Annotated in this window: 24 protein-coding genes and 1 pseudogene; 3 read left to right on the forward strand and 22 right to left on the reverse strand. The window is 65.1% G+C overall.

What is annotated here, in order from left to right; genetic code table 11:
* Positions 1-153: 153 nt before the first annotated feature.
* The 19 genes and pseudogenes from C1876_RS10300 to C1876_RS10390 all read right to left on the reverse strand — a co-directional run bounded on the left by C1876_RS10300 (position 154) and on the right by C1876_RS10390 (position 20,134).
* The gene (locus C1876_RS10300) at positions 154-912 is read right to left on the reverse strand and encodes an amino acid ABC transporter ATP-binding protein (RefSeq protein WP_114546647.1); all 759 of its coding nucleotides are present in this window, start codon (positions 910-912) and stop codon (positions 154-156) included.
* 12 nt (positions 913-924) lie between these two features.
* Entirely contained in the window at positions 925-2,301 is a 1,377-nt protein-coding gene (locus tag C1876_RS10305; RefSeq protein WP_114546648.1) for an amino acid ABC transporter permease, read from the reverse strand.
* A gap of 18 nt (positions 2,302-2,319) precedes the next feature.
* Complete coding sequence (locus tag C1876_RS10310) at positions 2,320-3,123, reverse strand: ABC transporter substrate-binding protein (RefSeq protein WP_114546649.1); 804 nt, start codon at positions 3,121-3,123, stop codon at positions 2,320-2,322.
* 192 nt (positions 3,124-3,315) lie between these two features.
* Positions 3,316-4,485: an SLC13 family permease gene (locus C1876_RS10315; protein ID WP_114546712.1), complete on the reverse strand. Its 1,170-nt coding sequence runs from the start codon at positions 4,483-4,485 to the stop codon at positions 3,316-3,318.
* Between the two features lie 5 nt (positions 4,486-4,490).
* Complete coding sequence (locus C1876_RS10320) at positions 4,491-7,049, reverse strand: ROK family protein (protein ID WP_114546650.1); 2,559 nt, start codon at positions 7,047-7,049, stop codon at positions 4,491-4,493.
* A 211-nt stretch (positions 7,050-7,260) separates the two neighbouring features.
* Positions 7,261-8,049, reverse strand: a complete 789-nt coding sequence (phnPP, locus tag C1876_RS10325) for a phosphoribosyl 1,2-cyclic phosphate 1,2-diphosphodiesterase (RefSeq protein WP_114546651.1) — start codon at positions 8,047-8,049, stop codon at positions 7,261-7,263.
* Complete coding sequence (locus C1876_RS10330; RefSeq protein WP_114546652.1) at positions 8,046-8,744, reverse strand: phosphonate C-P lyase system protein PhnL; 699 nt, start codon at positions 8,742-8,744, stop codon at positions 8,046-8,048. Before C1876_RS10330 ends, phnPP begins: the two co-directional genes overlap by 4 nt.
* Position 8,745: 1 nt before the next feature.
* Complete coding sequence (locus C1876_RS10335) at positions 8,746-10,074, reverse strand: alpha-D-ribose 1-methylphosphonate 5-triphosphate diphosphatase (RefSeq protein WP_244910108.1); 1,329 nt, start codon at positions 10,072-10,074, stop codon at positions 8,746-8,748.
* 19 nt (positions 10,075-10,093) lie between these two features.
* Positions 10,094-10,954, reverse strand: a complete 861-nt coding sequence (locus C1876_RS10340) for an ATP-binding cassette domain-containing protein (protein WP_114546653.1) — start codon at positions 10,952-10,954, stop codon at positions 10,094-10,096.
* Positions 10,947-11,876, reverse strand: coding sequence for an alpha-D-ribose 1-methylphosphonate 5-phosphate C-P-lyase PhnJ (locus C1876_RS10345; RefSeq protein ID WP_114546654.1), 930 nt, complete (start codon positions 11,874-11,876; stop codon positions 10,947-10,949). The genes C1876_RS10340 and C1876_RS10345 overlap by 8 nt, the downstream gene beginning before the upstream one ends.
* The gene (locus C1876_RS10350; protein WP_114546655.1) at positions 11,860-13,008 is read right to left on the reverse strand and encodes a carbon-phosphorus lyase complex subunit PhnI; all 1,149 of its coding nucleotides are present in this window, start codon (positions 13,006-13,008) and stop codon (positions 11,860-11,862) included. Before C1876_RS10350 ends, C1876_RS10345 begins: the two co-directional genes overlap by 17 nt.
* Positions 13,009-13,647, reverse strand: coding sequence for a phosphonate C-P lyase system protein PhnH (gene phnH, locus C1876_RS10355; protein ID WP_244910109.1), 639 nt, complete (start codon positions 13,645-13,647; stop codon positions 13,009-13,011). It abuts the gene before it with no gap.
* Positions 13,644-14,090, reverse strand: coding sequence for a phosphonate C-P lyase system protein PhnG (phnG, locus tag C1876_RS10360; protein WP_244910110.1), 447 nt, complete (start codon positions 14,088-14,090; stop codon positions 13,644-13,646). Before phnG ends, phnH begins: the two co-directional genes overlap by 4 nt.
* A gap of 67 nt (positions 14,091-14,157) precedes the next feature.
* Complete coding sequence (locus tag C1876_RS10365; RefSeq protein WP_114546657.1) at positions 14,158-15,012, reverse strand: PhnE/PtxC family ABC transporter permease; 855 nt, start codon at positions 15,010-15,012, stop codon at positions 14,158-14,160.
* Positions 15,009-15,869, reverse strand: a complete 861-nt coding sequence (locus C1876_RS10370; protein WP_114546658.1) for a PhnE/PtxC family ABC transporter permease — start codon at positions 15,867-15,869, stop codon at positions 15,009-15,011. Before C1876_RS10370 ends, C1876_RS10365 begins: the two co-directional genes overlap by 4 nt.
* On the reverse strand, positions 15,866-16,642 hold the full coding sequence (phnC, locus tag C1876_RS10375) for a phosphonate ABC transporter ATP-binding protein (protein ID WP_114546659.1): 777 nt from the start codon (positions 16,640-16,642) through the stop codon (positions 15,866-15,868). The genes C1876_RS10370 and phnC overlap by 4 nt, the downstream gene beginning before the upstream one ends.
* Positions 16,642-17,733: pseudogene (locus C1876_RS10380) on the reverse strand (phosphate/phosphite/phosphonate ABC transporter substrate-binding protein). The gene phnC and the pseudogene C1876_RS10380 overlap by 1 nt, the downstream one beginning before the upstream one ends.
* Before the next feature lie 319 nt (positions 17,734-18,052).
* Complete coding sequence (locus C1876_RS10385; RefSeq protein WP_114546660.1) at positions 18,053-19,177, reverse strand: aldo/keto reductase; 1,125 nt, start codon at positions 19,175-19,177, stop codon at positions 18,053-18,055.
* Positions 19,178-19,240: 63 nt separating this feature from the next.
* Positions 19,241-20,134: a LysR family transcriptional regulator gene (locus C1876_RS10390; RefSeq protein WP_114546661.1), complete on the reverse strand. Its 894-nt coding sequence runs from the start codon at positions 20,132-20,134 to the stop codon at positions 19,241-19,243.
* Between the two features lie 266 nt (positions 20,135-20,400).
* On the opposite strand from C1876_RS10390, the gene C1876_RS10395 reads away from it, so the two are divergent.
* A complete protein-coding gene (locus tag C1876_RS10395; RefSeq protein WP_114546662.1) occupies positions 20,401-21,390 on the forward strand; it encodes a TDT family transporter in 990 nt (329 codons plus the stop codon).
* 12 nt (positions 21,391-21,402) lie between these two features.
* On the opposite strand, the gene C1876_RS10400 is transcribed toward C1876_RS10395, so the two are convergent.
* From C1876_RS10400 to C1876_RS10410, 3 genes are all read right to left on the reverse strand, one after another.
* A complete protein-coding gene (locus C1876_RS10400; protein WP_114546663.1) occupies positions 21,403-23,157 on the reverse strand; it encodes a sensor domain-containing protein in 1,755 nt (584 codons plus the stop codon).
* A gap of 88 nt (positions 23,158-23,245) precedes the next feature.
* The gene (locus tag C1876_RS10405; RefSeq protein ID WP_114546664.1) at positions 23,246-23,686 is read right to left on the reverse strand and encodes a universal stress protein; all 441 of its coding nucleotides are present in this window, start codon (positions 23,684-23,686) and stop codon (positions 23,246-23,248) included.
* Between the two features lie 60 nt (positions 23,687-23,746).
* Entirely contained in the window at positions 23,747-24,460 is a 714-nt protein-coding gene (locus C1876_RS10410; RefSeq protein ID WP_114546665.1) for a sulfite exporter TauE/SafE family protein, read from the reverse strand.
* A 123-nt stretch (positions 24,461-24,583) separates the two neighbouring features.
* On the opposite strand from C1876_RS10410, the gene pxpB reads away from it, so the two are divergent.
* Positions 24,584-25,312 carry a 5-oxoprolinase subunit PxpB gene (gene pxpB, locus C1876_RS10415; protein ID WP_114546666.1) on the forward strand — a complete coding sequence of 243 codons (729 nt, stop codon included), beginning with the start codon at positions 24,584-24,586 and terminating at the stop codon, positions 25,310-25,312.
* A gap of 1 nt (position 25,313) precedes the next feature.
* Positions 25,314-26,486: a 5-oxoprolinase subunit C family protein gene (locus C1876_RS10420; protein WP_114546667.1), complete on the forward strand. Its 1,173-nt coding sequence runs from the start codon at positions 25,314-25,316 to the stop codon at positions 26,484-26,486.
* The last annotated feature ends 57 nt before the right edge of the window (positions 26,487-26,543 follow it).

Genomic DNA, 26,543 nt, shown 5'->3' on the forward strand with positions numbered 1-26,543 from the left:
GCATCATAACCCTAGCTGGCGGCCACCGCCCCGCAAGGGCGGAGCCTTCGACGCGCACCCGCATAGCGGGTGGTTCTTTTCCCGCCGCGCTGCGCGCGCCGGGCGGGGTCACGACCCCGAAAAAGAGGAGGCGCCCCCGAGGGGGCGCCTCTGTTACGAAATGTGGCCTAGGAAGTCCTTGGTGCGGTCGGACTTCGGGTTGTCGAAGACTTCTTCGGGCGTTCCTTGCTCCACGATGAAGCCGCCGTCCATGAAGATGACGCGGTCGGCCACGTCGCGGGCGAAGCCCATTTCGTGGGTGACCACGATCATGGTCATGCCGCCCTTCGCCAGGCTCTTCATGACGCCCAGCACGTCGCGCACGAGCTCGGGGTCGAGCGCGCTTGTGGCTTCGTCGAACAGCATGACGTGCGGGTCCATGGCCAGCGCGCGGGCGATGGCCACGCGCTGCTGCTGCCCGCCCGACAGCTCGGAGGGCTTGTAGTCGATGCGGTCGCCCAGGCCCACGCGCGTGAGCTGCTCGACGGCCACTTTCTCGGCCTCGTCCTTGCTGCGCTTCAGCACCTTCTGCTGCGAGAGCATGACGTTTTTCTTCGCCGTGAGGTGCGGGAACAGGTTGAAGTTCTGGAACACCATGCCCACTTTGGCGCGCACCTTGTTGATGTCGGTTTTCTTCGCGGTGATCTCGGTGTCCTCGAAGAATATGCGGCCGCTCGTGGGCGTCTCGAGCAGGTTCACGCAGCGCAGCAGGGTCGACTTGCCCGAGCCCGACGGACCCAGGATGACCACCACTTCGCCACGTTGCACCTCGAGGTCGATGCCGCGCAGCACGACGTTGTCGCCGAACGCCTTGTGCAGCCCCTCGATGCGGACGACAGGTTCGCCGATGGCATGCGTTTGTTCTTCGCTCATATCCGCACCTCCTTAGTGGCTGATATGGTTGGAGCCGGCCAGCGTCTCGGACATGCGCAGGCTCTTGGACACGGCAGCGTCGGAATCGGGCACCACGGCCTCCTCCGACGTGATGGCCAGGTTCTTCTTACGACGCCTGCCACCGGCCATGCGGCTTTCCATGGTGTTGATGAGCTTCGTCAGCGGAATGGTGACGATGAGGTAGAAGCCTGCGGCCACGATGTACGGCGTGACGTTGCCCGTTGCAGCCGTGATGGTTTTCGCGTACATCATAAGCTCCATGACGCCCACGGCGGCAAGCAGCGAGGTGTCCTTGTACATGAGGATGAACTCGCTCGTCATCGTGGGGATGACGCGGCGCACGGTCTGCGGGATGATGACGAACAGCATGGTCTGCGCGCCGTTCATGCCCAGCGAGCGCGCCGCCTCGAACTGTCCTTTGTTGATGGACTGAATGCCCGCACGGAAAATCTCGGCCAGGTACGCGCTCGAGTTCATAACCAGCACGATGGCGCCCAACACAAAGTTGTCCATCTGCATGCCCATGAGCGGCAAGCCGAAGAATGCGATGTACAGCTGCAGGAACAGCGGCGTGCCGCGCACGATGTTGATGTATGTGGCGCCGATGGCGCGCGGAATGCGGCTCTTCGCCATGCGCAAGAACGACCAGAGCAGGCCGAGCGGAATAGCCAGCGGAAAGCTGATGATGACGATGCCGATGGACACGAGCCAGCCGGCAACCAGGGCAGGCACCGACGTGACGATGAGCGTGGGATCGAAGAACAGATGCAGGAACTTGTTGGTGTTCCACGCTTTCACCCAGTCTTGATCGGCCAGCCACGACGAAAGCTGCTCGGCGGGCGACGTGCCCACCACGTTGATCACCTGGTCGGTGGCCGGCATATCGTGCTGCTGCCCGTCGGCGGTCGTGTACGTGCCCGCGAGGCCGAACGATCCACCTCCGCCAGGCAAAAGCGTGCGATTGCACTCGATCATGACAAGCGCGCCGGCGGGCGCAGGTTCGTCGAGCGTCACGTTCACGGTGGTGCCCTCGACGGTTGCCTGCGCACTCGCCTCGAGGCGATCGAGCCCCGCGACCACCGTGGTTTTCACGTTCTCGGCGTCGATGGTGGTGCCTTCGGGCATGTTGATGGTGACCGCGGCAACCGATTCGTCTTCGGCCGCTTGTCCATGCCACGTGACGCGCGTGGCGGTAGCGCCCATGACCGTGGTGTTGTCGCCGTCTTTGTTCGGCTTGGCCGTCCAGCGTTCCACATCGAGTCCGAACGCTTGGGCTGGCAACGCGAATGAAACCACCAGCATCGCCGCGACCAAAGCCACGGCGATGCCAGCGAAGTTCCTCTTCGCGTGAGCGAATAGGGTTAGCATGTTCGTTCTATCCGCGCGTTACTGCAGCCACGTGGCAACGAGCTCGTCGTACTTGCCATTCTCGCGCACGGCCTTGATGGCCTTGTTGAGGGCCTTCGTGAGCTCGGGATTCTCCTTGCTCACGGCAATGGCGTACTGCTCGCCCGTGGGAATTTCCTTGATGATTTCGCAGTCGGTGTACGCGGTCTTCACATAGTAGTTCGCAACCGGCCAGTCCACGGCGATGGCGTCGATCTGACCGGACTGCAGCGCGGCGAAGACGGCGGTCATCTCGTCGAAGCCCACCATCTCGACGTCCTTGATGTTCTCAGCGGCCCACTCGTAGCCGGTGGTGCCGGTCTGGCCGCCCACCTTCTTGCCTTCGAGCTGCGCAACGTCGGTGACGCCCGCGTCCTTGAGCACGGTGATGCTCTGGTTCACGTCGCAGATGGGATCGGTGAAGTCCACCTGCTCGAGGCGCTCGTCGTTGATGGTGATGCCCGACACGCCCACATCGGCCTTGCCGCCGGTCTGGATGAGCGGCACGATGGTGTCGAACTTCGTGGACGGCAGGTAGTTGCTCTCGACGCCCAGCTCTTCGGCCAGCAGACCCATGAGGTCCACCTCGAAGCCCTCGGGCTTGTCGCCGTTGAGGTTCTCGAACGGCGGGAAGTCGAGCGAAGCTGCAACCGTCAGCTTGCCGTCGTTGATGAGCGTGTACCCGGAATCAGTTCCGCTCGTGCTGCTGGTGCTGCCCTGATCGTTCGACGAGCAACCGAACAGCGCGAGCGACGATGCCAGTACGCCCGCGGCGATGATAGCGCCCCATTTCTTGATGTTCATGATGTTCCTCCCCTTTCCACTGCATCGGCACTACACATGAGAATATAAGTATGATGCAGTCGCACTACTATAAGACCCCGCGCGCCCTTAATCAAAGGTGGAGCGGGCAAGAGCAAGGATTTTTGGGCGGGAATGGCCCTGAGCGGTCGTTTCGCAGGGCCGTACGGTTTAGCGCGCTAGAGTGATGGAGTGCTATCCCGCCGCGCTGCAAACCGCGTACAACACCACGAGAAAGACGCCGTTGAACGCAGTGAAGCGCGCAACGAACCCGCCCGCAGTTTGCCGTGCGATGCCGGGGCGGCGTCCGAACGCGGTGCACACGGCCCGGTACTGATTGAACGTGATGAGGCTGGCAAGCGACGCCACGAGGGTGCCCGCGCCGCCGATGTTCACGCCCACCAGCAGCGCCGGATAGCTGTCGGTGAAGTGCGACAGCAGCACCGCGGCGGGCACGTTGCTGATCACCTGGCTGGCGCCCGCGCTGGCAAGCAGCGCATGGTGAGCCATGACCTGCGACAACGTATCCTCCACCGCCGGGATGCGCGCCATGTTGCCCGCGAACACGAAGAAGCACGCGAACGTGAGCAGCAGGCCGACGTCAACCGAGCGCAGCGCACGACGGTCGAGCAGCAGCAGGCCCACGACAACCGTGCCGAGCGCCACCGGGTACGGCACGAGGCGGAACACCGACGCGATGACGAGCGCGAGCAGCAGCACGTAGGCCGTCGTGCGGGCGCGCGGAATGCGCATGGTGCGCTCGGACGCAGGGAGCTCCTCGGATGCCATGCGGGGCGTCGGCTGCGCGAACAGCACGCAACACACGCCAATGAGCAGGACCGACACGGCAAACGGTAGCGCCATGGTAGCGAGGAAGTCGCCCAGCGGGATGGAGAAGCGCTCGAACAGGTACAGGTTCTGCGGATTGCCGAACGGCACGATCATGCCGCCGAGGTTCGCCGCGAGGCTCTGCATGATGAAAGCGAAGGGCAGCGCACGCTCCCACCCCGCCTTGAGCAGCGTTGCCGCCGACAGCGGCAGCATCATGATGAGCGCCATATCGTTGGTGGCCACCATAGACAGCACAAGCGTCACCGCCACGAGCGCGCTCACGGCGGCACGGCAGGTGGAGAAGCGCGCCACCATCGCGCGGGCCGTCGCCTCGAACACGCCCGCGTTGCGCAGGGCGCCCACCAGGGCGAGGATGCCGAAGAGGCACGCGAGCGTTTTGAGGTCGAAGTAGCCCATGTAGGCGGCGTCGGGCGGCACGGCGATCATCGTGAGGAGCGCGGCCACCGCCGACACCACGAGCACAACGTGGGTGCGCACGAAGCGCACAAAGGCCGCCCACCACGCTGCGCGCATGCCGATCAACGTCGCGGGTCGTCGGGCGCGGCACAACGGGAATCGCCGGCGTTCGCGGCAGATTCGTCGAGCAGCTCGAACGCGCGGAAGGCGGCTCCGTACACGCCGCATTCGTTACCCAGCGACGAGGCGACGATAGGCGTGTCGCGGCACACCGACAGGGCGCAGGCGCGATAGCGGGATCGCACGGCGTCGAGGTAGAGGTCGGCGCGTTCCGAAAGGCCGCCGCCCAGCACGAACAGGTCGGGGTCGATGATGCACGCCATCTGCGCGAGGCCGAAGCCGAGGGCGTCGGAGAATCGGTTGAGCGCGGTGCGGGCGGCCGGGTCGCGGCGCACGGCGGCGTCGAGCACCGCACGCGCGTCGGGAAACGCCTGCTCGGCGGCCGCGATGCTCACGGAGAGAGCAGCGGGGTCGGGAGCCGCGTCGGAGGCTGCGTCGGAGGCCGCAGCGTTCGCGGCGCCGCTGGTGGCGGCGAGGGCGCGATTGACGAACTCCTCGCGCGCCTGACGCACGAGCCCCGTTGCGGACGCGTACTGTTCGAGGCAGCCCGGCTTGCCGCAGGAGCACAGCGCCTCGTCGTCCGGGTTCACGCACAGGTGGCCGAATTCGCCCGCCGCGCCGTGCACTCCCGAAAACAGCCGACCCTTCACGATGATGCCGGCGCCCACGCCCGTGCCGAGCGTGACGAACGCAACGCTCTCGTTCTCGCGGTCGTGCGCCGTGCCGCGCCAGCGATCGCCCAGCACTGCCGCGTCGGCGTCGTTGAGCACGGCGATGCGCGCCTTCGGGAACACGGAGCGCAGGAACGCCTTGTACGAGCGCAGGTCGAGGTCGATGTTCGGGCACAGCTTGAGCGCTTCCTCGGCGGCCACCGTGCCGGGCACCGCCAAACCCACGGCCACGACGGCGGCGGGATCGACGTTCGCCTGCTCGAGCACCGGAACGATTTCGCTCGACAGGTGCGCATGGGAACTGTCGGCAAGCACGCGCTGCGAGTCGAACAGGCGCGAGCCTATCAGAACGCCGTCGGCGGAAAAGGCGCCCACCTTCGTGTGCGTGCCACCCACGTCGATGCCGAGGACGAAGCGCGCGGATGCGGGCGCGGCGGGGGCGGTGTCGGGGGCGGAAGCGCCCGCGTCGTCGAGCGGTGCGGGCGCAGCAGGAGCGGACGCGGTCGAGGCATCGTGCGCGGCAGGAGCGGCGAACCAGTGCGCCGGGTCGATGCGGCTGCCGACGACGAGACGCGAAGCGCCCATCACCAGGATGAACACCGCCGTCGTGTCGATGAGCTTGTCCACCAGCAGCGCACCGAACACCGCCAGCACGTCGGGCGCGCCCCAGCCCGCCAGCAAACCGCCGTACAGCTGCTCGGCACCCGTGGTGAGCGCCCCGCCCGCCAGCGAGAACGCCAGCGCCGCGGAGATGAGCGACTCCCCCACCACGAGGAACAGCGCGGCCCAGCCGAGCGAGCGCGCCGTGACGCGCGTGCCCCGCGCGAACAGCGTGCCGAACACGAGCGCGGTGATGGCGCTCAAGCAGTAGTAGAGCAGGTTGCCCGCGTTGCCGAACTGCACGGCCAAGATGAGGTTGTTCGCGAAGCCCACAAGCAAGCCCGCCGCCGGTTCCAGCAGGATGGCAGCCAGCGCCGTGCCCGTGGTGTCGAGCCACACCGGCGTGCCGAACGCGTTCGCCGCGAAGTACAGCACCTCGTTCAGCAGCACGCATGCCGCCATGGTGACGCCGTACGCCACCACCTTCGGATGCGCCTGCGCGTACGCGCGCACGCTGCCGTACGAACCGATGGTGCGGCCCTTCCACGGCTTGTGCTCGAGCGCGCGGAAGTACGCGTCGCTGTCTTCCCGACACTGGCGAATCTGCTCGAGGAAGCCGCCCGTGATGATGCCGGCGGGCAGCGCGATGATGGCAACGCCGAACAGCGACGACACCATGGAGATGAGCTTGCCCAGGTCGGTGACGGGATACAGGTCGCCGTACCCGATGGTGGTGAGGGCCGTCGTGGCCCAGTACAGCGCATTGAAGAAGGTGGCGAAGTTCTCGGGCTCGTTCACGAACATCACGAGGCCGCTCACGAAGATGTAGACGACGGCCACGACGAGCACCGACAGCAGCGTATTGCGCTCCGAGCGGAACACGTTCGCCACGATGGTGAGGTTCTTCGAGTAGCGGAACATTTTCGTGACGCGCAGCACGCGGAGAAACTTGAACGTTTCGGGCAGCACGCCGAGCGACGGCAGGATGGCCAGCAAGTCGATGATGGCGAGCGGCGTGAAGGGGTACTTCGCGAATTCCTTCCAGCCCGTTTTGCCCGTTTTGATGTCGTGCGTCATCCAGCGCAAGATGTAGTCGAGGAACAGGATGTACACCGTCACCACGTCCACCATGTTCATGGCGTACGCAAACCCCGGACCCCCATCCTGAGGCCGGAACATGAGCGGGACAATGCTCAAGAAGGCGATGACCACGATGAAAATGTCGTACGCATGGCTCAGCTTGTCCCCCGGCCGAGCCCGCTGCACGATCTGGAATATACGTTCTCTCATAGTCGTGCAAGTGTAACCCGAAGCGGAAAAGGAGGGGAGAATGAGAAGGGTTGAAGTTTTGGTTGAGGGTGAGGGCATTATTTCGTGCGCCAGGCGGGAGATTTGCCGGGCCGGGGCTCAACCCAGGCGCAACCAGGGAGCTTACTGGTTGCGCCTGGAAAGCTCGTCCAATACGCACGGCTGCTCCCAGGCGCATGAATGAGTGAGGGCTCTACCCCCTCACTCTAAACCCCACGTGTGGGACGCTTCCGAACGTGCCGTGGTAGTCGGAGCCTCCGGTGCATACGAGGTTGTGACGTTCGGCCAGGTCGACGCAGCGTTTGTGGTCTTTGGGGGTGTGGTCGGGGTGAAAGCGCTCGATGCCGCCGAGGCCGCAGGCGACGAGGACGGGCACCAGGTCGTAGCTGTCCAGCTGGCCGGGGTGCGCGAGGACGGCCAAGCCGCCGTCCTCCACGATGGCGCGCACGGCGTCGCGCGCGTCCACGTACGCGATGTCGCGGTCGCAGATGCCGCCGTCCTTGAACAGGCTGCGATACAACGCGCGATAGCCCGCGCTCGGATATGGATCGTCGGTGAGCGCTGCCATCATATGCTGCTTGTACAGGCACGTCGAAGCGCGCGCCAGCTCCATCGCACGGCTCACGTCCACGTCGTAGCCCGCCTCCACCAAACGGTCGAGCTGCCACAACGAGTTCGCGTTGCGCCGCTCCAGCAGCGGCCCGCACAGGGCCGCCAACGCGGGCGCCCCTTCCTCGATGCCCAGGCCCAGGATGTGCACCTTGCGCCCGCGCTCGAAGTCGTACGCGCTCACCTCGATGCCGCCGATCACCTCCACGCCCACGCGTTCGCCCTGCTCGCGCGCTTCCGCAAGCCCGGCGGTGGTGTCGTGATTCGTGAACGCAAGGCGCGCAACGCCACGGGAGCGCGCCTGTTCAAGCACCTGCGCGAACGTGTCCGAGCCGTCGGACATCGTCGAGTGCACGTGGAGGTCCTCGATCATGCCATCATCCCTTCCTGCATGTTGAACTCATGATCGCACAAGCCTTCCATGAATTCGAGGTCGTGGAAGATGCCGAGCATGGTGGTGCCTTCGGCTTTCAGCTGCTCGATGAGAGCGCGCACCTTGAGCTTCGATGCGTTGTCGAGCGAGGCGGTGGGCTCGTCGAGCAGCAGCAGGCGCGGACGCTTGATCATGGCAGCGGCGATGTTGAGACGCAGTTTTTCGCCGCCCGAGAACGTGCGCGGGTACAGCTCCCACAGGCCCTCGTCCAGGTCGAAGTGGCGCAGCATGCGCTCGGTCTCCTTTTCGGCGCGGACGCGCTCGTCGGCACCGTACGATTCAAGCGCGCTTTTCAGCACGATGTCGTAGGCCGTTTGCCGCGGCAACGCGTTGAGAAACTGCGACACGTACCCCAGCTCGTAGGCGCGCAGGTACAGCATCTGACGCTGCGTGGCCTGCGCGAGGTCGAGCACGCCGAAGCGCTCCGAGTCGTAGAGGATGCGGCCGCGCTCGGGCAGGTTCGTGCGCCAGATGCAGCGCAGGATGGTGGACTTGCCGCTACCGCTGCGCCCGGTGATGCCCACGAACTGCCCCGGCTCGATAGCGAACGCAATGTCCTGGCACCCCTGCACGCGCCGGTTCACGCGATGGAGCAGAAACGTTTTCTCCAACCCGTCGATTTCGAGAAGCGCCATGCTACACCGCCTCGACCAACGTCTGCTCGACCGGATGCTGCGCCGCACCGTCCGCGCATGCGAACTCTTCGGCATCGCGGCCGTACCCGCACGGCTGATCGGGATAGTGCGAGCGGAACACCGAATGGCCGCCCACGAACGCGCGCGTGACCACGGGCATCGTGCGCCGCGCGCCGTCGCCGCACGAGATTTCGCGCACGAGCAACACGTCGGCACGCTTGCCCACCGCGATGGAGCCCACTTCGTCGGCGATGCCCGCAGCCTTCGCCGGGTTGATGGTGACGAGCGCGAACGCACGGGCGATGTCGAGCCCGCACGCATCGCGCAGCGTGAACACGGCGTCGAGCAGGGCCGCCGGGTAATAGTCGCTGCACAGCACGTCGATGGCGCCCGCCTGCACGGCTTCGCGCGCGCTCAGGTTGCCCGAATGGCTGTGGCCCAGCATGACGTTCGGCGCGCCGGCAATGGTGTGCATACCGCGCGCTCGCGCCGCCCGCGCGATGTCGAGCGAGATGGGGAATTCGGAGATGGTGGCTTCGAGGCCGTCCATGAACGCCAGCTTGTCCTCGGAGTCGTCGTCGTGCGAAGCGATGGACACGCCGCGCTCGCGCGCCACGGCTGCCAGCGCGGTGATCTGGGCGTACGTGAGTTTTTCGCTCTCCTGCTGCTGGCGCACGATGTCACGCACGTCCTCGTCGCTCACGTCGCGGTAGCCCTTGAGCGTTTCGCCGAACACGAGCAGGTCGCGGTACTGCCCCTGCCCCGGCGTGTGGTCCATGAACGACACGAGGTCCACTTTGCCCGAGCGCAGGAACTGCTCGATATCGTCGTACAGGTCGACGGAGTCGAGCTCGACGCGCATGTGGAGGCGGTGGCGGATGAGGTGGTCGCGCTCCTCGCCGTCGCGCAGGTCGGCCACGTGCTCGATGAGGGCGCTCACGTTGCCGAAGTCGCGGATGGGCTTGTGGTCGAAGATGTGCGCGCCGTACACTGACAGCGAGTGGAAGATGGTGGTCACGCCATGCGACACGAGTTCGCGGTCGGCCTTGTACAGCGAGGTGGACAGGTCCATGACCACACTCGGGCGCGGCGAGGCGACGTTTTCCACGTAGTCGGAATGAATGTCGATGAGGCCGGGCACCACGTAAGCGCCGCGCGCGTCCACCACCGGCAGCACGCCCACCGTCGCGTCGGGCTGCGCGTCGAAATCGGCGCCCGCAGGCTCGATGGCCGCGATGCGCCCGTCGATAACCACGACGTCGCACTCCGGAAGCACGCGGTCGGCGCACACCACCGTGCCGCCGCGAATGATGCAAGAATTGTTGTCCATGGGAGGGTTCCTTTCGGGGCTACAACAGCGAGTAGACGAGCTGTTGGGTATAAGAGTGTTGAGGGTCTTCGAGGATTTGGTCGGTGAGACCGCTTTCGATGACGCGGCCGTCGAGCATGACGAGGGTGCGGTCGGCCAGCATGCGGATGACGCCGAGGTCGTGGCTGACCACGAGCATGCTGACGTTGAAGTCGCGGCGTATCTGCTGGATGAGATCGAGCACGGCGGCCTGCACGGACAGGTCGAGGCCCGTGGTCACCTCGTCGAGCAGCAGGATGGGCGGGTTGTTCGACAACGCCTTCGCAATTTGCACGCGCTGCTGCATGCCGCCGGAGAACAGGCGCGGCGGGTCGGCCTCGCGACTCAGCGGGATGTTGACGCGCGTGAGCAGCTCCTCGCCCCGGGCGCGCATGGCGCCCACGTTGCGATTGCCCGCGGCCATCATCTGCTCGGCGATGTTCGAGAGGCTGGAGAAATCCATGCGCAACCCCAGGTAGGGATTCTGGTACACCATACCGAACACCGTGTTGCGAATGGCGCGCTTATGCTGCGACGAGAGCGCGAGCAGGTTGGCGGCGCCGTTGTCGAAGGGACGGGCGCGCACGTCGCCCTCGGTGGCTTCCTCGTCGAAGAACAGGCACTTCATCAGGGATGATTTACCGCTGCCCGATTCGCCCACAATGCCGACGATCTCGGCCGGGAACACGTCGAGGCTCACATCGCGCACCGCGTGCACGGTGCCGCACTGCGGGCACACGTTGCGCTCGAGCTGCGCCGTCGGCGCCAGGCACTGCGGGCACCCCGCGCCGAAGCGCTTCGAAAGGTGCCGCACCGAAAGGCACGGCGCCTCGTCAACGCCATACCGCTGCGCATCAAGCATGAGAGGGTCCTTTCTGGGAGGAGGGACGGGAGCACTCGCCTTGGGCCAGCCGAGGGGGTTGCGGATCCGCGAGGCTGTCCGCTGGCCCATGGGGTTGGGTGCTGGCGGCGCACCAGGCGGTGTCGTTGCATTGGTAGTAGGTTTCGCCGGTTGCTTCGTCTACCAGTTCGTCCAGGTAGACGCCTTCGGCTCCGCAGAGGCGGCAGCGCTTGTTGGCGAAGCTTTCCACGACGAAGGGGTAATCCTCGAAATCGAGCGGCACCACGTTCGTGTGGGGCGGAACGGCGTAGATCTTCTTCTCGCGGCCGGCGCCGAGCAGCGTGAGGTGGTCGGCCTGGTGCAGCTTGAGGTTGTCGAAGCGCGGGATGGGCGACGGGGCCATCACGTAGCGGCCGTTCACCAAAACGGGATGGTCGGCACCGGTCGTGGTGGTGTCGTAGCGCACGATCTGGTCGAACAGCTCGAGCCAGGCGCCGGTGTAGTCGGCCTCGGCGTGCAGACGCTTCGTGGCGGACTCGCTCGGCTCGAAGCTGCGCAACGGCTCGGGCGTGGGCACCTGCAGCACGAGGATCTGGCCGTCGCGCAGCGGGTGCTCGGGAATGCGGTGGCGCGACTGGATGAGCGTGGCTTCCTCGGTGGCGTCGGTGACCTCCACATCGGTGGTGTCCACCACGAGCTTCTTGATGTTGACGGCGTTCACGCTATCGTCCGAGCCCTGGTCGATCACCTTGAGCGTGTCGTCGGGTCCGATGATGGCCAGCGTGATTTGCAGGCCGCCCGTGCCCCACCCGCGGCCGATGGGCATCTCGCGCGACGCGAACGGCACCTGGTACCCGGGGATGGACACGCCCTTGATGATGGCGCGGCGGATTTCGCGCTTCGATGCCTCGTCGAAGAACGCGTAGTTATAGCGCTGCTGCATCGGAGACCTCCTTCGACTCGGCAGCGGGCGTTTCGCGCGTGCTGCGCACGCTGGAAAGCTTCGATTGGAACGTGACGTAATGGGGCAGCTTGAGGTGCGAGATGAACCCGGTGGCTTCCACGCCGTCCACGTGATAGAGCACGAATTCCTCGTCCTCCGTGGGGTAGCGCGCATCCCCGTGCTCAAGGCAATGGTCGAGCACGCTCATGGCGATGGCCTTCGTCTCGGCGCGTCCGAACACGAGGCCGTACCCGACTTCCATCGAAAGCCCCTGCTCGGAGGTACCTTGCGAAGAACCTTCGCACTCGAACACGCTCTCCACCTCGGTCACGGGAATCGATCCCAGGTAGTACGCGTCCTCGGCGCCGCCCGCCTCGAGCGGGTGGTCCACCGACACGGCCACGCGTCCGGCGCGCAGCTCGCCCACCGTGGGATGCGCGGGACCGAAGCCGCGGATGGCGGCGTAGCCGAGCGCCTCGACGGCCTGCGTCATGCCGCGCGCGAGCGTTTGCAGGCGCACGGAGCGCGGCGCCGGAAACGAAAGCGGCACCATGGTGGCATCGACCGGGGCGGTGGCATCATCCGCCACCGCGGGCAGCAGGCCCTGACCGCGCAGGTAGTCCAGCACGCGCGGCATGGTTGCAGGCACCCCTTCTTCAACGGCCTCGGCGGCTTCGTCGAAATGGGCGCGCAGGCAGCTGCGCTTTTCGGCCAGCTCTTCGACGCCTTCCGTTTCCAGATCGAACGCCAGCAGGCGGTGGCTGTAGTCGCGCGTCGCGCCGAGCACCTGACCACCCGGCACGTCCTTGAAGGCGGCCGACACGCGACGCGCAACGCGCATCGCCCCCGTGTCCACGGGACGCGAGACGTAGGGGCGCTCCAACGTGGATCGGAACGCGCGCAGCAGGAACACGGCCTCGTCGGGCGAGCCCTGCGCCTGCTTGAGCGCCAGCGCGGCCAACCGGGGCGCGTACAGCGAGGCCTCGCCCATCACCTGGTCGACGAGCTCGGGAAACGTGCCCTCGATCTCGTCGGTGCCCCAGGCAGACGACGTGCTCACGCGCTCGTATTCCAGCAGCTTGAGGCTTTCTTCGATGGCTTTGCCGCCACCGCGTACGGCAACGTAGCCCATCTAGCGCACCTCCCCCGCCTGCGAGCTGCGCGGCACGGCTACCACGCGACCGTCGGCATCCACCAGCACGATCTCGATGCCGCAGGGGAATTCGTCGCCGCGTGCGGCGCGGGCGTTCAGCCAGTCGATGCGGTCGACGGCGAAGCGGTTGACGTCGGCCACGCCGGGGCCGCTCAGGGCAACCACGTGCACGGCCAGCTCGGCGGGCTCGGCGGCAGACGCGCCTGCGGGCACGCCGGCAAGACGCGCGCAGCCCACGAGTACCGTCGCGCCCTTCTCGGGCGACACGAGCGTGCCGCGGCAGGCTTCGGCCACCGCCTCGTACGCCGTCTGCGCATCGGCGCGCGCGGGCACCACGATGAAGTCGGCGTCGCGCAGGGCCACGCGACGGGCATGCGTCTCGCTCGTGAGGTACGCGGCCGCGGCGTCCGCCTCGGAATCGGCGACGCCGAACGTGACCGCTTGATCGACGAACAAGCGCGTGACCAGCTCGAGCGCTGCATCGAGCGCAATCGGGCGCGCCGGGTTTTCGGGGGCCGGCTCCACCTCGTGCACCGTGCCCGGATGCGCGAACGCGTCGAGCACGCTGCGAAACGCCCGCTGTGCGCGGTGCAGCTCCGCACCATCTTTCATCATCATGACTCCACCTTCATCGTCGAGAAATCCACCTTCGTTGCGGCCGTACGACGCGCCTCGCGCTCGTCGCGCGCCTCAACCCGCGCGAGTTCGGCACGCAGGGGCCCGTCCCACGTGGCCGACCATGCGGCCGCCTCGGGGCCGGAGAACACGGCGTCCGCCACGGCCAGCTCGTAGGCGCGGCAGCGATCGCTGCCCAGCACGAGGCCGAGGCCCACCGCGTCGCCCACGCGCACGCGACACGACGTCATGAGCGCCTCGCCGAGGAAGAACAAGCTTCCCTGCGCCGTCTCGCGCGCCTGCACCATGACCAGTTCTTCGCGCGGCTCGTCGAGCACCGTGACCGGAGTCCGTGCTTCATCGCGCTCCACGTCGCACACGATGGCGCGCGCCACGGCGGGGTCGCCCTCGACGAGCGCTCGCGTGCGGTTGTATCGGGTTAGCACCGTTGAATCCTTTCGAGTTGGGATTGAGAGGGGTCTCACCAGCATTAAGAGAGAAAAGGAGGGCTCGTCACCGCTGCACGATGTAGCGCTTTCGCAGTTGGGTGGCTATCACTTCGAGGACGACGGCCACGGCCAAGCAGAGGTAGACGATGAGGCCCACTTCGTGGATGTTGTAGTAGAAGCTCCCCGCCAGGAACAGCTGGTAGCCGATGCCGCCCGCGCCCGCCACGGCGCCCACGGCCACGGCGTTCACGAAGTTGATCTCGAAGCGGATGAACGTCCACGACAGCATCTCGTTCACCTTCTCGGGCACCACGCCCTGAAACACCACCTGCCACCACGACGCGCCGCTCGCGCGCAGCGCTTCCAGCACGCCGGGGTCCACTTCCTCGAAACTCTCCGAGTACGCCTTCACCAGGTACGCCACGCTGTGGAACAGCAGGCCGATAACCGCCGCCTCGGGGCCGAGGCCGATGGCAACCGAGAACACGAGCACCCACAGGATGGTGGGCACGGCGCGCGCCACCGACATGAACACCTTGATGGCGTTGCTCACGCGCTTGTTCGACAGATTGCACGAGGCCAGCAGCCCCAGCACGAACGCGATCACCGCGCCGATGAACGTGGTAAGCAGCGCCAGCGACAGCGACACGAACAGGCCCTCGATCACATCGGGCAGCGTGAAGTGCCCGCCCAAGCCCGGCTGCAGCATCATGGTGGCGAAGTCTTCGACAGCCGCCGCCATCGCCGCGGGAAACGCCACCTTCCCGTAGTCCATCGTGACCAGCGCGAACACCGTCACCAGCGCGAACACGCCCAGCACCGCGTACAGCGACACGTTGGATTTGGAAGCCACGTGCACCTTGATCTTCCCCGACCGCGACGTGCGCATTCCGCGCGCTTCGTCCGTCAAGCCCGTCATATGATCCGCCTCCTCACGAAGTTCGAGATGAGTTCGCAGGCGATGACCACGAGGATGATGGACAGCAGCACGAGGCCCGCAATGTCGTAGCGAAAGCTTTTGTAGTACACGTCGAACACGAAACCGATGCCGGTGCCCGTGAGGATGCCGATAAGCGTGGCGTCGCGGATGTTCGTCTCGATCATGTACAGCACCCAGCTGACCACCGACGTGATGCTCATGGGCACCACCGCCTGCGCCACGATCTGCCCGTAGCTGGCGCCGCACGCGCGCAGCGCTTCCACGGGGCCGGCGCTCATTTCGTCGATGCTCTCCAAAAAGCACCGCGTGAGGTAGCCGTAGCTCGTGAGGAAGAGGGCGAAGAACCCGGTGAACTCGCTCTGCTTGAACGAGAACAGCAGGATGAACGCCCACGCCACCACCGGAATGTTGCGGAACAGCGACGCGACGGCGCGCACGATCAGGGGGAACGGTCCGCCCACGCCCACGGAGCGCGAGCCCAGCACGGCGCTGATATACGCCAGGACCGCCGCCGTGCAACTGGAGGCGATCGAGGCGAGAATCGTCGAACCCAAGGCGGGCAGGATGGTGCCCAGCTTCTGGAGGGAGGCGAAGGAGGGGACGAATTGCGTCGCCATCCATGCGAACCCGCCTGGGACGTCGAGGATTGCCTGCGCGAAATCGAAGCCGACGTACGTGCCCGACAGCGCGCCGAGCGCCACGAACACGAGCGCCACCGCCACGACGGCCATCGTGCGACGACGGAAGAACGAGCCGTCGTACTGGCCGCGCGGCACCGCGCGGCGTGCGCGCAAGCCCGCGAACAGGCCTGCCGGGCGCAAGACGCGTTCGGTCATGCGGCCACCTCCTCGTCGCATTCTCCGGCGGTGCCGTAGATGCGCGCGATGGTGGCGTCGTCCAGCTCGGCCGGCGAGCCGTCGAACACGAGCTTGCCGGCGGCCAACCCGATGATGCGATCGGAGAACTCAAGGGCGATCTCAACCTGATGCAGGTTCACGAGGCATGCCACGCCCAGCTCGTCGGCCGCCCACCGCAGGTGCTCCATCACGGTGCGCGACGACTTCGGGTCGAGGCTGGCAATGGGCTCGTCGGCCAGCATGAGCAGCGGGTCCTGCACGAGCGCACGGGCGATTCCCACGCGCTGCATCTGGCCGCCCGACAGCTGGTCGGTGCGGGTGTACGCGAAGTCGGCAAGGCCCACCTGGTCGAGAATTTCGAACGCGCGGCGCTTCTCCTCTTCGCTGAACAGGCCCAACATGCCCGTCACCGCAGACTTGTAGCCCAGACGGCCCTGCAGCACGTTCTCGATGGCCGTCGCGCGGTGCACGAGGTTGTAGTGCTGAAACACCATGGCGATGCGCCGGCGGCACGTGCGCAGCGCGCGGCCGCGCACGTGCGTCACGTCCTCGCCGTCGAACGTCACCGTGCCCTGCGTGGGGTCGATGAGCCGGTTCACGCACCGCAGCAGCGTGGACTTGCCCGCGCCCGACGAGCCGATGATGCTGACGAATTCGCCCCGCTCAACCTGGAGGCTCACGCCATCGAGCGACTTCGACCAGCCGTCGTAGCTCTTCGTCAGATCATGCAGATCAAGCAGCACCTCGCGCATTACGCAGCCCCGCCCAGCTTGCGGATGGGATCGTACCAGGCGTCGTCAGTCTTGACGAAGCAGGTCTTCTCGGAGTCCTTCTCGAAGATGCCCTTGGCGTTCTCGTCGTCGGGGTCGACGAAAATCTGCGGGTCGTTCGCCACCTTGTCGGAGCAGAAGTAGTCGACGATTTTCGTACGGTCGTCGGCGGAGATGGCACCCTCGTTGAAGCAAATGGGCGAATTGAGCACCGGCGTGATGGCGATGATGACGAACTCCTTGCCGCGCACGGTGTCGAAGGGGGCTTCGGCGTTGTCCTTCGCCTTGTAGACGGCGCCCACCGTGTTGGCCTCGCCCGACACGAGGTCGAGGTACATGTCCACGTCCACGTCGTCGAACGCGGCGACGTCGGCATCGCCCGACAGGAGGTTGACGGCCGAACCCTGATGCGAGTTGCCGAACAGCACCTCGGAGAAGAACGCGCCCGCTTCCAACAGCTCGTCGGAGCTGTTCAGGCCGAATTCGGAGACGATGGCGCTCGACGGCACTTTGAAGCCCGACGTGGACGTGGCGGACACGAAGGAGAACGACGCGCCCTTGATGTTTTCGAGGGAGTAGCCGCTGCCGCTCTTGTATCGGTCGGCATCTTCCTTGCGTACTCAGATGCGGCTGTAGTAGCAGGCGCCGTCGAGGCCGCCGTCCTCGTCGCTGTTCGTGAATGCAGCCAGCACCTGGGGGTTCTTCTTGTTGGCCTGCACGTAGCCCTCGGGGCCCAGCAGCGCCATCTGCGCTTTGCCGGACGCGATGGACTCGATGGCCACGTTGTAGTCGGTGGAGGTGAGCAGGTTGGCCTCGCGTCCGCATGCCGCCTTGATGGCCGCGCCGATTGCCTCGCGCGAGGCCGTAAGGTCGGAGGACGAGTTGTCGGGCAGCCACACCATGGTGATGGGGTCGGTGGATGCCGAAGCCGTCCCGTCGGTTGCCGGCGCCGCACCCGCCGCAGCACCCGAGCCGCCGGCCGTGCACCCCGTCAGAGCGCCCAGCACGCCCGCCATCGTCAACGCCGCGCCGCCCACCACAAACTGACGCCGGCTCAAAAACCCTTCAGTCATGTTTCCCGTTCCTCTCGTCTTCTTTCGTCTCGTGAACAAGCGAGATTCATCGTAAGAAAGCAAGGTAAAGACGGGGGAAAGGGGAAGTAAGAAGTGCGCGAAGATTAGGGAAAGAAGGAGTAAAGGGAGCCCCCCCCATGCGCCTGGCGGGAGACTTACCGGGCTGGGGCTCGACCCAGGCGCAACCAGTAAGCTTCCTGGTTGCGCCTGGGAAGCTCACCCAGCACGCATGGTTGCTCCCAGGCGCAAGGTTCGGGGGTTGGGAGGCGCAAGGTGTGGGGACGCAAGGTGTTGGGGGGTTGGGGTACGCAGGGGCTTGCTACTCGAAGTGCTCGGCGGCTACTTCTAGCTCTCGGACGATGTCGATTCCCTGGGGGCACATGGATTCGCAGGCTCCGCAGGCTATGCACTTCGAGGCGGGGCCGGGGGCTGCTTGCCAGGAGTAGAGGCCTTTCACGAACGGGCGGTTCTCCGTCATGAGCTCCAGGTTGAGCAGGCTCAGGATTTCCGGAATCACCACGCCCTGCGGGCACTCCTTCACGCAGTAGCGGCAGTTCGTGCACGGCACGCTCGCCATGCCGCGCAGCGTTTCGATGGCCGCGTCGAGCGCTTCCTGCTCGGCCGCCGAGAACGGGCGGTTCGCCTGGAAGTCGGCCACGTTTTCGCGCACCTGTTCGATGTTCGACATACCCGACAGCACGGTGAGCACGTTCGGCTGGTTCATGCAGAAGCGGTACGCCCACGAGGCCAGACTCGACTCGGGGCTCGCGGCGCGCAGCACGTCGGCCACGCGTTCGGGCAGCTCAACCAGGCGGCCGCCGCGCGCGGGCTCCATGATGACCACGGGCACGCCGTGCGCTTCGGCAATCTCCATGCAACGGCGCGCCTGCACCACCGGGTCGTCCCAGTCGAGGTAGTTCACCTGCAACTGCACGAAGTCCATCTGCGGGTGCGCCGTCAGCAGCGCCTCGAGCGCGTCGGGGCCGTCGTGCATGGAGAAGCCCACGTTCTTGATAAGCCCCTCTTCCTTCTTTCGTAGCGCGAAGTCCCACATGCCGTACGCGTCGAACTTGGCGGTGCGCTCGCCGCCCACGTTGTGCAACAGGTAGAAGTCCACGTAATCGAGACCCATGCGCTCGAGAGACGTGGCCAGGTTGCTCTTCGCCGTCGCCTCATCGGGCGCGGCCCAGGCCAGGCACTTCGTGGCCACGGTGTACGCCTCGCGCGGGTAGCGCTCGACGAGCGCCTGGCGCAGCGCCGTCTCGGACGTGCCCTCGTGGTAGACGAACGCGGTGTCGAAGTACGTGCCGCCCCCGTCGATGAACGCGTCAACCATCTGCTTGAACTGCTCGATATCGATGCTCTTCTGGTCGTTCGGGTCGAGCAGCGGCAGGCGCATGCAGCCGAAACCCAGCTTCGGCGTCGTCTCAAAATCCGGTCTCATGGTGCTCCTCTCAATAGGTTCGTTCGTCATCTTAGAACTTCGAGCGCACTCCAAGTCAATACCCTATTGTCCCGCCGCGTGCTCCAAGTCGTAGAAGAAGCACTGAAACCCGGCTTCGAACACGCTATCCTTCAAGCGGATGAACGCGATGTCGTGCTCGATGGGCGCGCCGTCCAACTCGACGATGCGCAGCGTACCGGCCGCCAGCTCGCGCTCGATGGCCGCTTCGTACATGAACGAGATGCCCAGATCGTGCTCGACGAAAATCTTGATGATGTCGAGGCTCTCCACCACGCTCGTCTGCTCGAACCCGTCCACCGTGAGGTTCTGCGCCGCCAGGGCGTGCTCGAGCACCGCGCGCGTGCCCGACCCCGTCTCGCGCATGATCAGGCGTTCGCCGAACAGGTCTTCCACGCGCTTCGGCTCTTCGGCGAACTCGTGGCCGGCCGCGCACACGCACACGAGCCGCTCGGTGTGGAACGTGTCCCACGCGTAGGCGTTCTTGTCGAAGAAGCCCTCCACGAACGCGCAGTCGATATCCCCCGCGTCGAGCATGGCCAGCAGCTCGGTCGTACCGCCCGAGCGCACCGTCGCGTGCAGCTCGGGATGCCGCCCCAGGTAGTCGGCCAGAGGGCCGGCCACGCGGTACTCGCCCGCCGTCAGCGTCATGCCCACCGCAAGCTCCACGCGCGAACCGGCCGCCGCGCTGCGCACGCGCTCGCGCAGCATCTGCTCGTCGTGCGCCATCGTGGCAAGCGCGTCGCGCAGCACCTTGCCGGCCGCCGTCAGCGCAAGCCTCTTGTTCTGGTACGTGAACAGCGGCGCGCCGTACGCGCGCTCGAGGTGCGCGATGTGCTGCGACACCGCCGGCTGCGTGATGCGCAGCTCCTCGGCCGCGCGCGTGTAGTTCATCGTGCGACACACGGTGAGAAACGTCTCCACGCGAAAATCCTGCATACGCATCCTCGCTTTCACGATGTTTCACGTGAAACATCCGTACGTATACTGCACTTCACCTGGGCATACGGTACGCAGCAACGCATTCGGCACATTCTATAAGATAAACTTATCATAACATAAGAATATAAAAGTTTTCTTTTGCATACTGTCATGCAAAAATAGGCGCATGCCGCAGCCGTGCGTGTTTCACATGGAGCATCGCGGCGCCCCTCCCACCCGCGCGCATCAAGGAGTATGATGCGCGGCAGTAGAAAGGTTACGCCGTGCGCGAGATTATCAAAAAGGTTCCCATCCCCACCGCAGGCGTTGCCCTCGGCCTTGCCGCACTCGGCAATCTGCTGCAACCCTACACCGAAATCGTGCACATCGTGTGCGGCGCGTTGGCGCTCTTCCTCATCGTCATGCTCGCGGCGAAGATCATCCTCTTCCCCGGCATGATTCGCGACGACCTGCACAACTCCATCATGGCAAGCGTGAGCGCCACCCTCTTCATGACCCTCATGCAGTTGGCAGGCTACCTGGCCCCGCTCGCGTACATCCCCGCGTTCGTGCTATGGTCGGCTGCCATCATCGCCCACCTTGCGCTCATGGGCTGGTTCACCGTCCGCTTCATCTCGCACTTCAAGCTGCACGAAGTGTTCCCCACCTACTTTATCTGCTACGTGGGCATCGTCGTGGCCTCCGCCACCTCCCCCACCTTCGGCATGGAGCAGGTCGGCCACGTGCTGTTCTGGTTCGGATTCGCCTGCTACCTGGTGCTGCTTGCCGTGGTGACGTACCGCTACATGAAGCACGAAGCGCCCGAAAGCGCCCGTCCGCTGTTCTGCATCTACACGGCTCCCATGAGCCTGTCCATCGTGGGCTACCTGGCCACGGCGCCCGAGCCGAACCTGTTGTTCGTCGGCGTCATGCTCGTGCTCGCGCAGGCGCTGTTCGCGGTGGTGCTCTTCCGCCTGCCCGTGCTGCTGCGCCTCAAGTTCTACCCCAGCTACGCGGCCATGACCTTCCCCTTCGTCATCACGGCGACGGCGCTCGGCAAGGCGCTCGCGTTCTTCGCGGCAAGCGGCATCGTGGTGCCCGAACTGCTCAGCGTGCTGTTCGTGGCCGAGACGGCGGTGTCGGTGGTGATGGTGGGCTACGTGTTCGGCCACTACCTGCACTTCTTCTTCAAGCGCATCGAGGCCCCGCAAAGCGCCGCGGTCATCCGCGAGAACAAGCAGATCGCCCGCTTCTCGGAGCACTTCGAGAACTAGCGCGGAACCCGCCTACGCACGGCTCGCACGCAGCATGCGCTCGAATTCGGGCTGCGGCACGGGGCGCGAGAACACGTAGCCTTGCAGCAAGTCGCAGTTCATGGCGCGCAGACGCTCCACCTGGCCCGGCTCTTCAACGCCTTCGGCAACCGTTTCCACCTCAAGGCGTTTTGCCAGGTCGATCACCGACTCGATGACGTACCACTCGCGGCACTCCGTGTCATCGCCGGCCAGGAAGAACGCGCGATCAAGCTTCATGACGTCGATGTCGATATCCTTCAGCATGTTGAGCGACGAGTACCCGCTGCCGAAGTCGTCAAGCGAGCAGCGGTACCCGTGCTCGTGCAGCTCGTTGATGACGCCCACGAACAGCTCGGGGTCGCCGAACACGAGCGTCTCGGTGAGCTCGAACTCGATGTATTCCACCGGCACGTCGTACTTCGCGCGGATGACCTCGTACGGCGCCAGGAAATCATGACTGCGCAGGTGGGCGCGCGACATGTTCACCGAGATGGGCACCGGCTGGATTCCCCGCTCGATCCACGAGGCCAGCAACGCGCACACCTGCTCGAACACGCACAGGTCCACGTCGATGATGAACCCGTTGCGCTCGAAGAAGGGAACGAAGTCGTTCGGCGGCACGAGGCCGTGCTCGGGGTCGATCCACCGCACGAGCGCTTCGGCCCCGCCGATCGCACCGTCCGAAAGCTTCTGCTTCGGCTGGAAGTACGCCACAAACTCGCCGCGTTCGAGCGCACCGCGCATGCGGTTCTCCATATCCTGCTCGTTGAGCAGGTTCTGACGATCAACTTCGCTGTAGAACACGCAGGTGAAATGACGCGCGCTCGCAGCATTCTTGCCCGAGCTGCGCGCGACGTTCGCGCGGTCGCGGATGATGGTCATGGACAGCGACGGATCGTCGATGGGATACACGCCCAAGGTGAACGCGAAAAAGTAGGGGTGTTCCGCGTCATCGTTGTACTTGTTGATGTCCTGCACCATCGCTTCGATGCGCGCGTCCATGGCTTCCGCATCCTCGAGGCGCAGCAGCATGTTGAATTCGTCAGCCGAGATACGGCCCACGAATTCGTCCTCGTGCAGATAGGCCTGCAGGCGATGCAGCACGTAGCGCAGCACACGGTCGCCGCAGTCGGTTCCCTGCACCTCGTTGAGCAGCTTGAATTTCTTGATGTCGATGGCCACGAGCGCGTATGTGCCCGGCGCCGCTTGATCGATGGCCTGGCGCGCCGTCAAATCGAACCGCGTCTGATTGAAGCCGCCGGTCACCGGGTCGACGAAGGCGAGTTTTTCCAGCTCGTCGTTCGCCTGCTCCAAACGTTCTTGCGCCTCCATCAGCTCGGTGACGTCGGTCATCGTGGTATAGGAAAGCTGATAGTCGTCCACATACTCATCGAGGAAGGTGGCGGTGAACTTCACCCAGATGATCTTGCCGCTTTTCACGTGCATGCGCGCGAGGCACTCGTAGCCCGAGTCGCCGTTTTCGAGCGCAACCACCACGTGCTCGGCGATGCTCGCAAGATCCTCGGGATTGTCGGCGAAGTATTCGCGGGGCGAGTTGTGATAGAGCGCCTCGTATTCGTCTTTCGGATAGCCGATGAACTCGTAGTAGTGGGGGTTCGCCCACACGAGCGTGAAGTTCTCGTCCAGCTTGTGCTTGCTCACACTGACGCGGAGCATGTCCATGAGCAGGCCGTACTCGTTTTGAGAGGTATCGGAACTCTCAACCGGAGCATCATGCGTCGTCATCGGTCATCTTCTTCCTACCGGAGTATCGGCGTATACCCGCCGACCAAAGCGAGTATACGCCAATTCAGCACCGCCGTGCCATCTTCTCCTATTGTTTGACCACCAGGACGTCACAGCGGAGGTTGCGGATGAGGAACGTGGACACGCTGCCCACGAACACGTACTTGATGTTCGACAGCCCGCGCTCGCCGCACACCACGAGGTTCGGCTCGAACGGCTCGATGAGGTCGTGCTCGAGCGTGTCGGCGATGCGCCCCGCGTGCACGCTCACTTCGACGGAGGCGATGTCGGGGTTCTGACGCGCCTCGGCCAGCACGTCGGCCAGCTCGGACTCGATGCGCTTCTTGCCCTCGGCGCACAGCGCTTCGAAATCCACGCCGGACGCTTCGTAAGGAACCGAATCGATGACGTGGCCCAACATGAGTTCCGCATGGTTGTCCGCCGCCAACGAGATCGCGCGCAACGCAACCTCTTTCTGGGTCGACCCGCCGTCGAGTGCGGCGAAGATTCGGGCGTATTCCTGCGCCATGATGGTTCCTTTCCTTCGGTTGCATCTGGCTTCATTGTACCCCATGCAACCGCGGGCACCTCACGACGTAATCAACAGGATGATGCCCACGAACAGCAGCAGCACGTAGGTGAGCTTGAGAAACTTCTCCTGGCTGATCTTCTTTTGCAGCTTGCTTCCCAAAAACGTGGCAATGACGGCAAGCGGCACGCAGAATATGATGATCTCGATGACGCCGCCGGTGAAATGCCCCTGCTGAAACGCGATGAACGCGTAGATGAAGTTGAGCACCGTCCACGTGGCAGAAAGCGTGATGCGGAACTGCTGCTGATCGCGCAGCTTCTGCACCGCGTAGATGACGAGCAGCGCGCCGCCCGACACGAACATGCCCTGAATGAGGCCGGCGAGCGCAAGTATGATCCACAGCGACCATTCCGGCATGAACTTCTGCTGCGGCATCGCGAGGTTCTTGATGCCGATGATCACGATGACGCCGCCGTAGATTTTCAGCAGGATGTGCAGCGGCACGAGCGTATCGAGCCAGATGCCCACCACCATGAACACGATCATCACCGCAAGAATCTTGCCCAATTCGCGCCAGTTCACGCTTTTGAGATTGAGTAGCGTGAGCAGGCCGCACGCGAAGAATCCCATCGCGTTGAGGATGGACACCGTGGACTCCAAGCCGAGCAGCGTCGTGCCCACCGGCATGGCGAAGATGTTCCCCGCGAACCCCGTGATGGCCTGGACCGTGTAGGCGAAAAAGAACGCGGCCAGGAAAAGTGCCTTTTCCATAATATGCTACAATCCTTACAAAACAGCGTCGCGCTACGCGCGTATTTAAAGGCCCTTCGACTTTGCTCAGGGTGACAACGTAAACCAAGTGTAGCACGCATATATGCCTGAGGACGGACGAGCATGGCGGGATTCACCATTACCATCGCAGGAGACTCGGCGCTCAATCTGGAATTCGCGCACGCGATCTCCGCCGAAACGAGCGCTCAGATTCGCATGGCCGCCGAGAACCTCACCGCCGATCCCGTACCCGGCATCACCGAGCTCGTTCCCACGTTCTGCTCGCTCATGGTGTACTACAACCCCCTGGTCATCACGTTCGACGAGCTGTCCACGAAGCTGCGCGGCAAGCTGCGCGACGTGGGCGAAGCCGATCTGAGCGTGCGGAAAATCGTGCCCATCCCCGTGTGCTACGGGGGCGAATTCGGCCCCGACCTGGCGAACGTCGCCGCCCACGCGGGGCTCACCGAAGCGGAGGTGATCGCCATCCACACCGATCGCGACTACCTCATCGACATGCTGGGCTTCCTGCCCGGCTTCGCGTACCTGGGCGGCCTCGACGAGCGCCTGCACACGCCGCGCCTGGCCACGCCGCGCACCCGCATCGAGCCGGGCAGCGTCGGGATAGGCGGCGCGCAGACGGGCATCTACCCGCTGGCCTCCCCCGGCGGCTGGCAGATCATCGGGCGCACGCCGCTCAAGCCCTACGACCCCGACCGCGCGGAACCCATCCTGTACGCGGCGGGCGAGTACCTGCGCTTCGTGCCCATCACGCCCGACGAGTACACCGCCATCGAGGCGCAGCTGGCCGCGGACACGTATTCGTACGGCATCTTCGTGGAGGGCGAGTGACATGGGTCTGGTTGTAAAGAAGCCCGGCGTGATCACTACCATCCAGGACACCGGGCGTTTCGGCTATCAGGGCAGCGGCTTTTCCACGAACGGCGTGATGGATCATCGCGCCTTCGCCATCGCGAACTTGCTGGTGGAGAACGATCCCGGCGCCCCCGTGCTGGAATTCGCGCTGGCCGGCCCCACCGTGCGCTTCACCACGAACACGTGCATCGCCATCACGGGCGGTGACTTCGCCCCCACGCTTGACGGCGAACCCGTGCCGACGTACGCCGCCATCATGGTGCACCGCGGCTCCATCCTGCGCTTCCATGCGTCGCGCACCGGCTGCTACGGCTACCTGGCCATCGGCGGCAACAGCGTGCGCGTGGACGAGGTCATGGGTAGCCGCTCCACGAACCTCAAGTGCGAGTTCGGTGGCTGGAAGGGCCGCGCGCTCATCGTGGGCGACTACCTGCCGTTCACCACGAAGAGCGTGGACTTCCTACCGAACCTCGGGTCCCACCGCATCGACGGCGACAATGCGTTCTACGCGTTCGACCGCGACGAGGTGACCGTGCGCGTGGTGCCCGGCCCGCAGCAGGACATGTTCACCGACGAGGGCCTGGCCACGTTCTACGGGCAGCCGTACACCACCACGGCGAAATGCGATCGCATGGGCTACCGCCTGGACGGCCCCGAGATCGAGACGAAGAGCGGATCTGATATCATTTCCGACGGCGTCGCATTCGGCGCCGTGCAGGTGCCGTCCCACGGACGGCCCATCATCATGCTGGCCGACCGGCAAACCACGGGCGGCTACGCGAAAATCGGCACCATCGCCAGCGTGGACATCCCGAAGCTCGTGCAGTGCCCGCCGGGCCGCACCATTCGCTTCGAGTCCATCGGCGTGCAAGAAGCGCAGACCTTGCTGCGCGAAGAGGCGCGACTGTTCGAGATGCTGGCGCTGAAGGTGCGCCGGCCGAGCGCCGACGGCATTTCGCCGCGACGCACGGCGCGCCGCCTGACTCCCATTTTGGAAGAGCAGGCGCGCAAGTCGCAGGCCGACATGCTGTGGATCGATCGCGCCGACCGATCCGAGCGCATCGGCAACCGCAACGCCCTGGGAAGCATCCCGCAGAAGACCCATCAGCCACCGGACGCACCAGACACCACCGAACGCACAACGACGTAGACGAGAACAGGCAGGGCTCCTTCGGCACTTCGTTGCAGGAGCCCGTCGCAAAACGCT

The organism is Eggerthella sinensis (assembly GCF_003339815.1).
Classification (GTDB): domain Bacteria; phylum Actinomycetota; class Coriobacteriia; order Coriobacteriales; family Eggerthellaceae; genus Eggerthella; species Eggerthella sinensis.

Excerpts from the sequence above, each read along its gene's own strand:
- C1876_RS10300 (WP_114546647.1), bottom strand. The coding sequence starts at position 912 with ATGAGCGAAGAACAAACGCATGCCATCGGCGAACCTGTCGTCCGCATC.
- C1876_RS10305 (WP_114546648.1), bottom strand. The coding sequence starts at position 2,301 with ATGCTAACCCTATTCGCTCACGCGAAGAGGAACTTCGCTGGCATCGCC.
- C1876_RS10310 (WP_114546649.1), bottom strand. The coding sequence starts at position 3,123 with ATGAACATCAAGAAATGGGGCGCTATCATCGCCGCGGGCGTACTGGCA.
- C1876_RS10315 (WP_114546712.1), bottom strand. The coding sequence starts at position 4,485 with ATGCGCGCAGCGTGGTGGGCGGCCTTTGTGCGCTTCGTGCGCACCCAC.
- C1876_RS10320 (WP_114546650.1), bottom strand. The coding sequence starts at position 7,049 with ATGAGAGAACGTATATTCCAGATCGTGCAGCGGGCTCGGCCGGGGGAC.
- phnPP (WP_114546651.1), bottom strand. The coding sequence starts at position 8,049 with ATGATCGAGGACCTCCACGTGCACTCGACGATGTCCGACGGCTCGGAC.
- C1876_RS10330 (WP_114546652.1), bottom strand. The coding sequence starts at position 8,744 with ATGGCGCTTCTCGAAATCGACGGGTTGGAGAAAACGTTTCTGCTCCAT.
- C1876_RS10335 (WP_244910108.1), bottom strand. The coding sequence starts at position 10,074 with ATGGACAACAATTCTTGCATCATTCGCGGCGGCACGGTGGTGTGCGCC.
- C1876_RS10340 (WP_114546653.1), bottom strand. The coding sequence starts at position 10,954 with ATGCTTGATGCGCAGCGGTATGGCGTTGACGAGGCGCCGTGCCTTTCG.
- C1876_RS10345 (WP_114546654.1), bottom strand. The coding sequence starts at position 11,876 with ATGCAGCAGCGCTATAACTACGCGTTCTTCGACGAGGCATCGAAGCGC.
- C1876_RS10350 (WP_114546655.1), bottom strand. The coding sequence starts at position 13,008 with ATGGGCTACGTTGCCGTACGCGGTGGCGGCAAAGCCATCGAAGAAAGC.
- phnH (WP_244910109.1), bottom strand. The coding sequence starts at position 13,647 with ATGATGATGAAAGATGGTGCGGAGCTGCACCGCGCACAGCGGGCGTTT.
- C1876_RS10365 (WP_114546657.1), bottom strand. The coding sequence starts at position 15,012 with ATGACGGGCTTGACGGACGAAGCGCGCGGAATGCGCACGTCGCGGTCG.
- C1876_RS10370 (WP_114546658.1), bottom strand. The coding sequence starts at position 15,869 with ATGACCGAACGCGTCTTGCGCCCGGCAGGCCTGTTCGCGGGCTTGCGC.
- phnC (WP_114546659.1), bottom strand. The coding sequence starts at position 16,642 with ATGCGCGAGGTGCTGCTTGATCTGCATGATCTGACGAAGAGCTACGAC.
- C1876_RS10385 (WP_114546660.1), bottom strand. The coding sequence starts at position 19,177 with ATGAGACCGGATTTTGAGACGACGCCGAAGCTGGGTTTCGGCTGCATG.
- C1876_RS10390 (WP_114546661.1), bottom strand. The coding sequence starts at position 20,134 with ATGCAGGATTTTCGCGTGGAGACGTTTCTCACCGTGTGTCGCACGATG.
- C1876_RS10400 (WP_114546663.1), bottom strand. The coding sequence starts at position 23,157 with ATGACGACGCATGATGCTCCGGTTGAGAGTTCCGATACCTCTCAAAAC.
- C1876_RS10405 (WP_114546664.1), bottom strand. The coding sequence starts at position 23,686 with ATGGCGCAGGAATACGCCCGAATCTTCGCCGCACTCGACGGCGGGTCG.
- C1876_RS10410 (WP_114546665.1), bottom strand. The coding sequence starts at position 24,460 with ATGGAAAAGGCACTTTTCCTGGCCGCGTTCTTTTTCGCCTACACGGTC.
- pxpB (WP_114546666.1), top strand. The coding sequence starts at position 24,584 with ATGGCGGGATTCACCATTACCATCGCAGGAGACTCGGCGCTCAATCTG.
- C1876_RS10420 (WP_114546667.1), top strand. The coding sequence starts at position 25,314 with ATGGGTCTGGTTGTAAAGAAGCCCGGCGTGATCACTACCATCCAGGAC.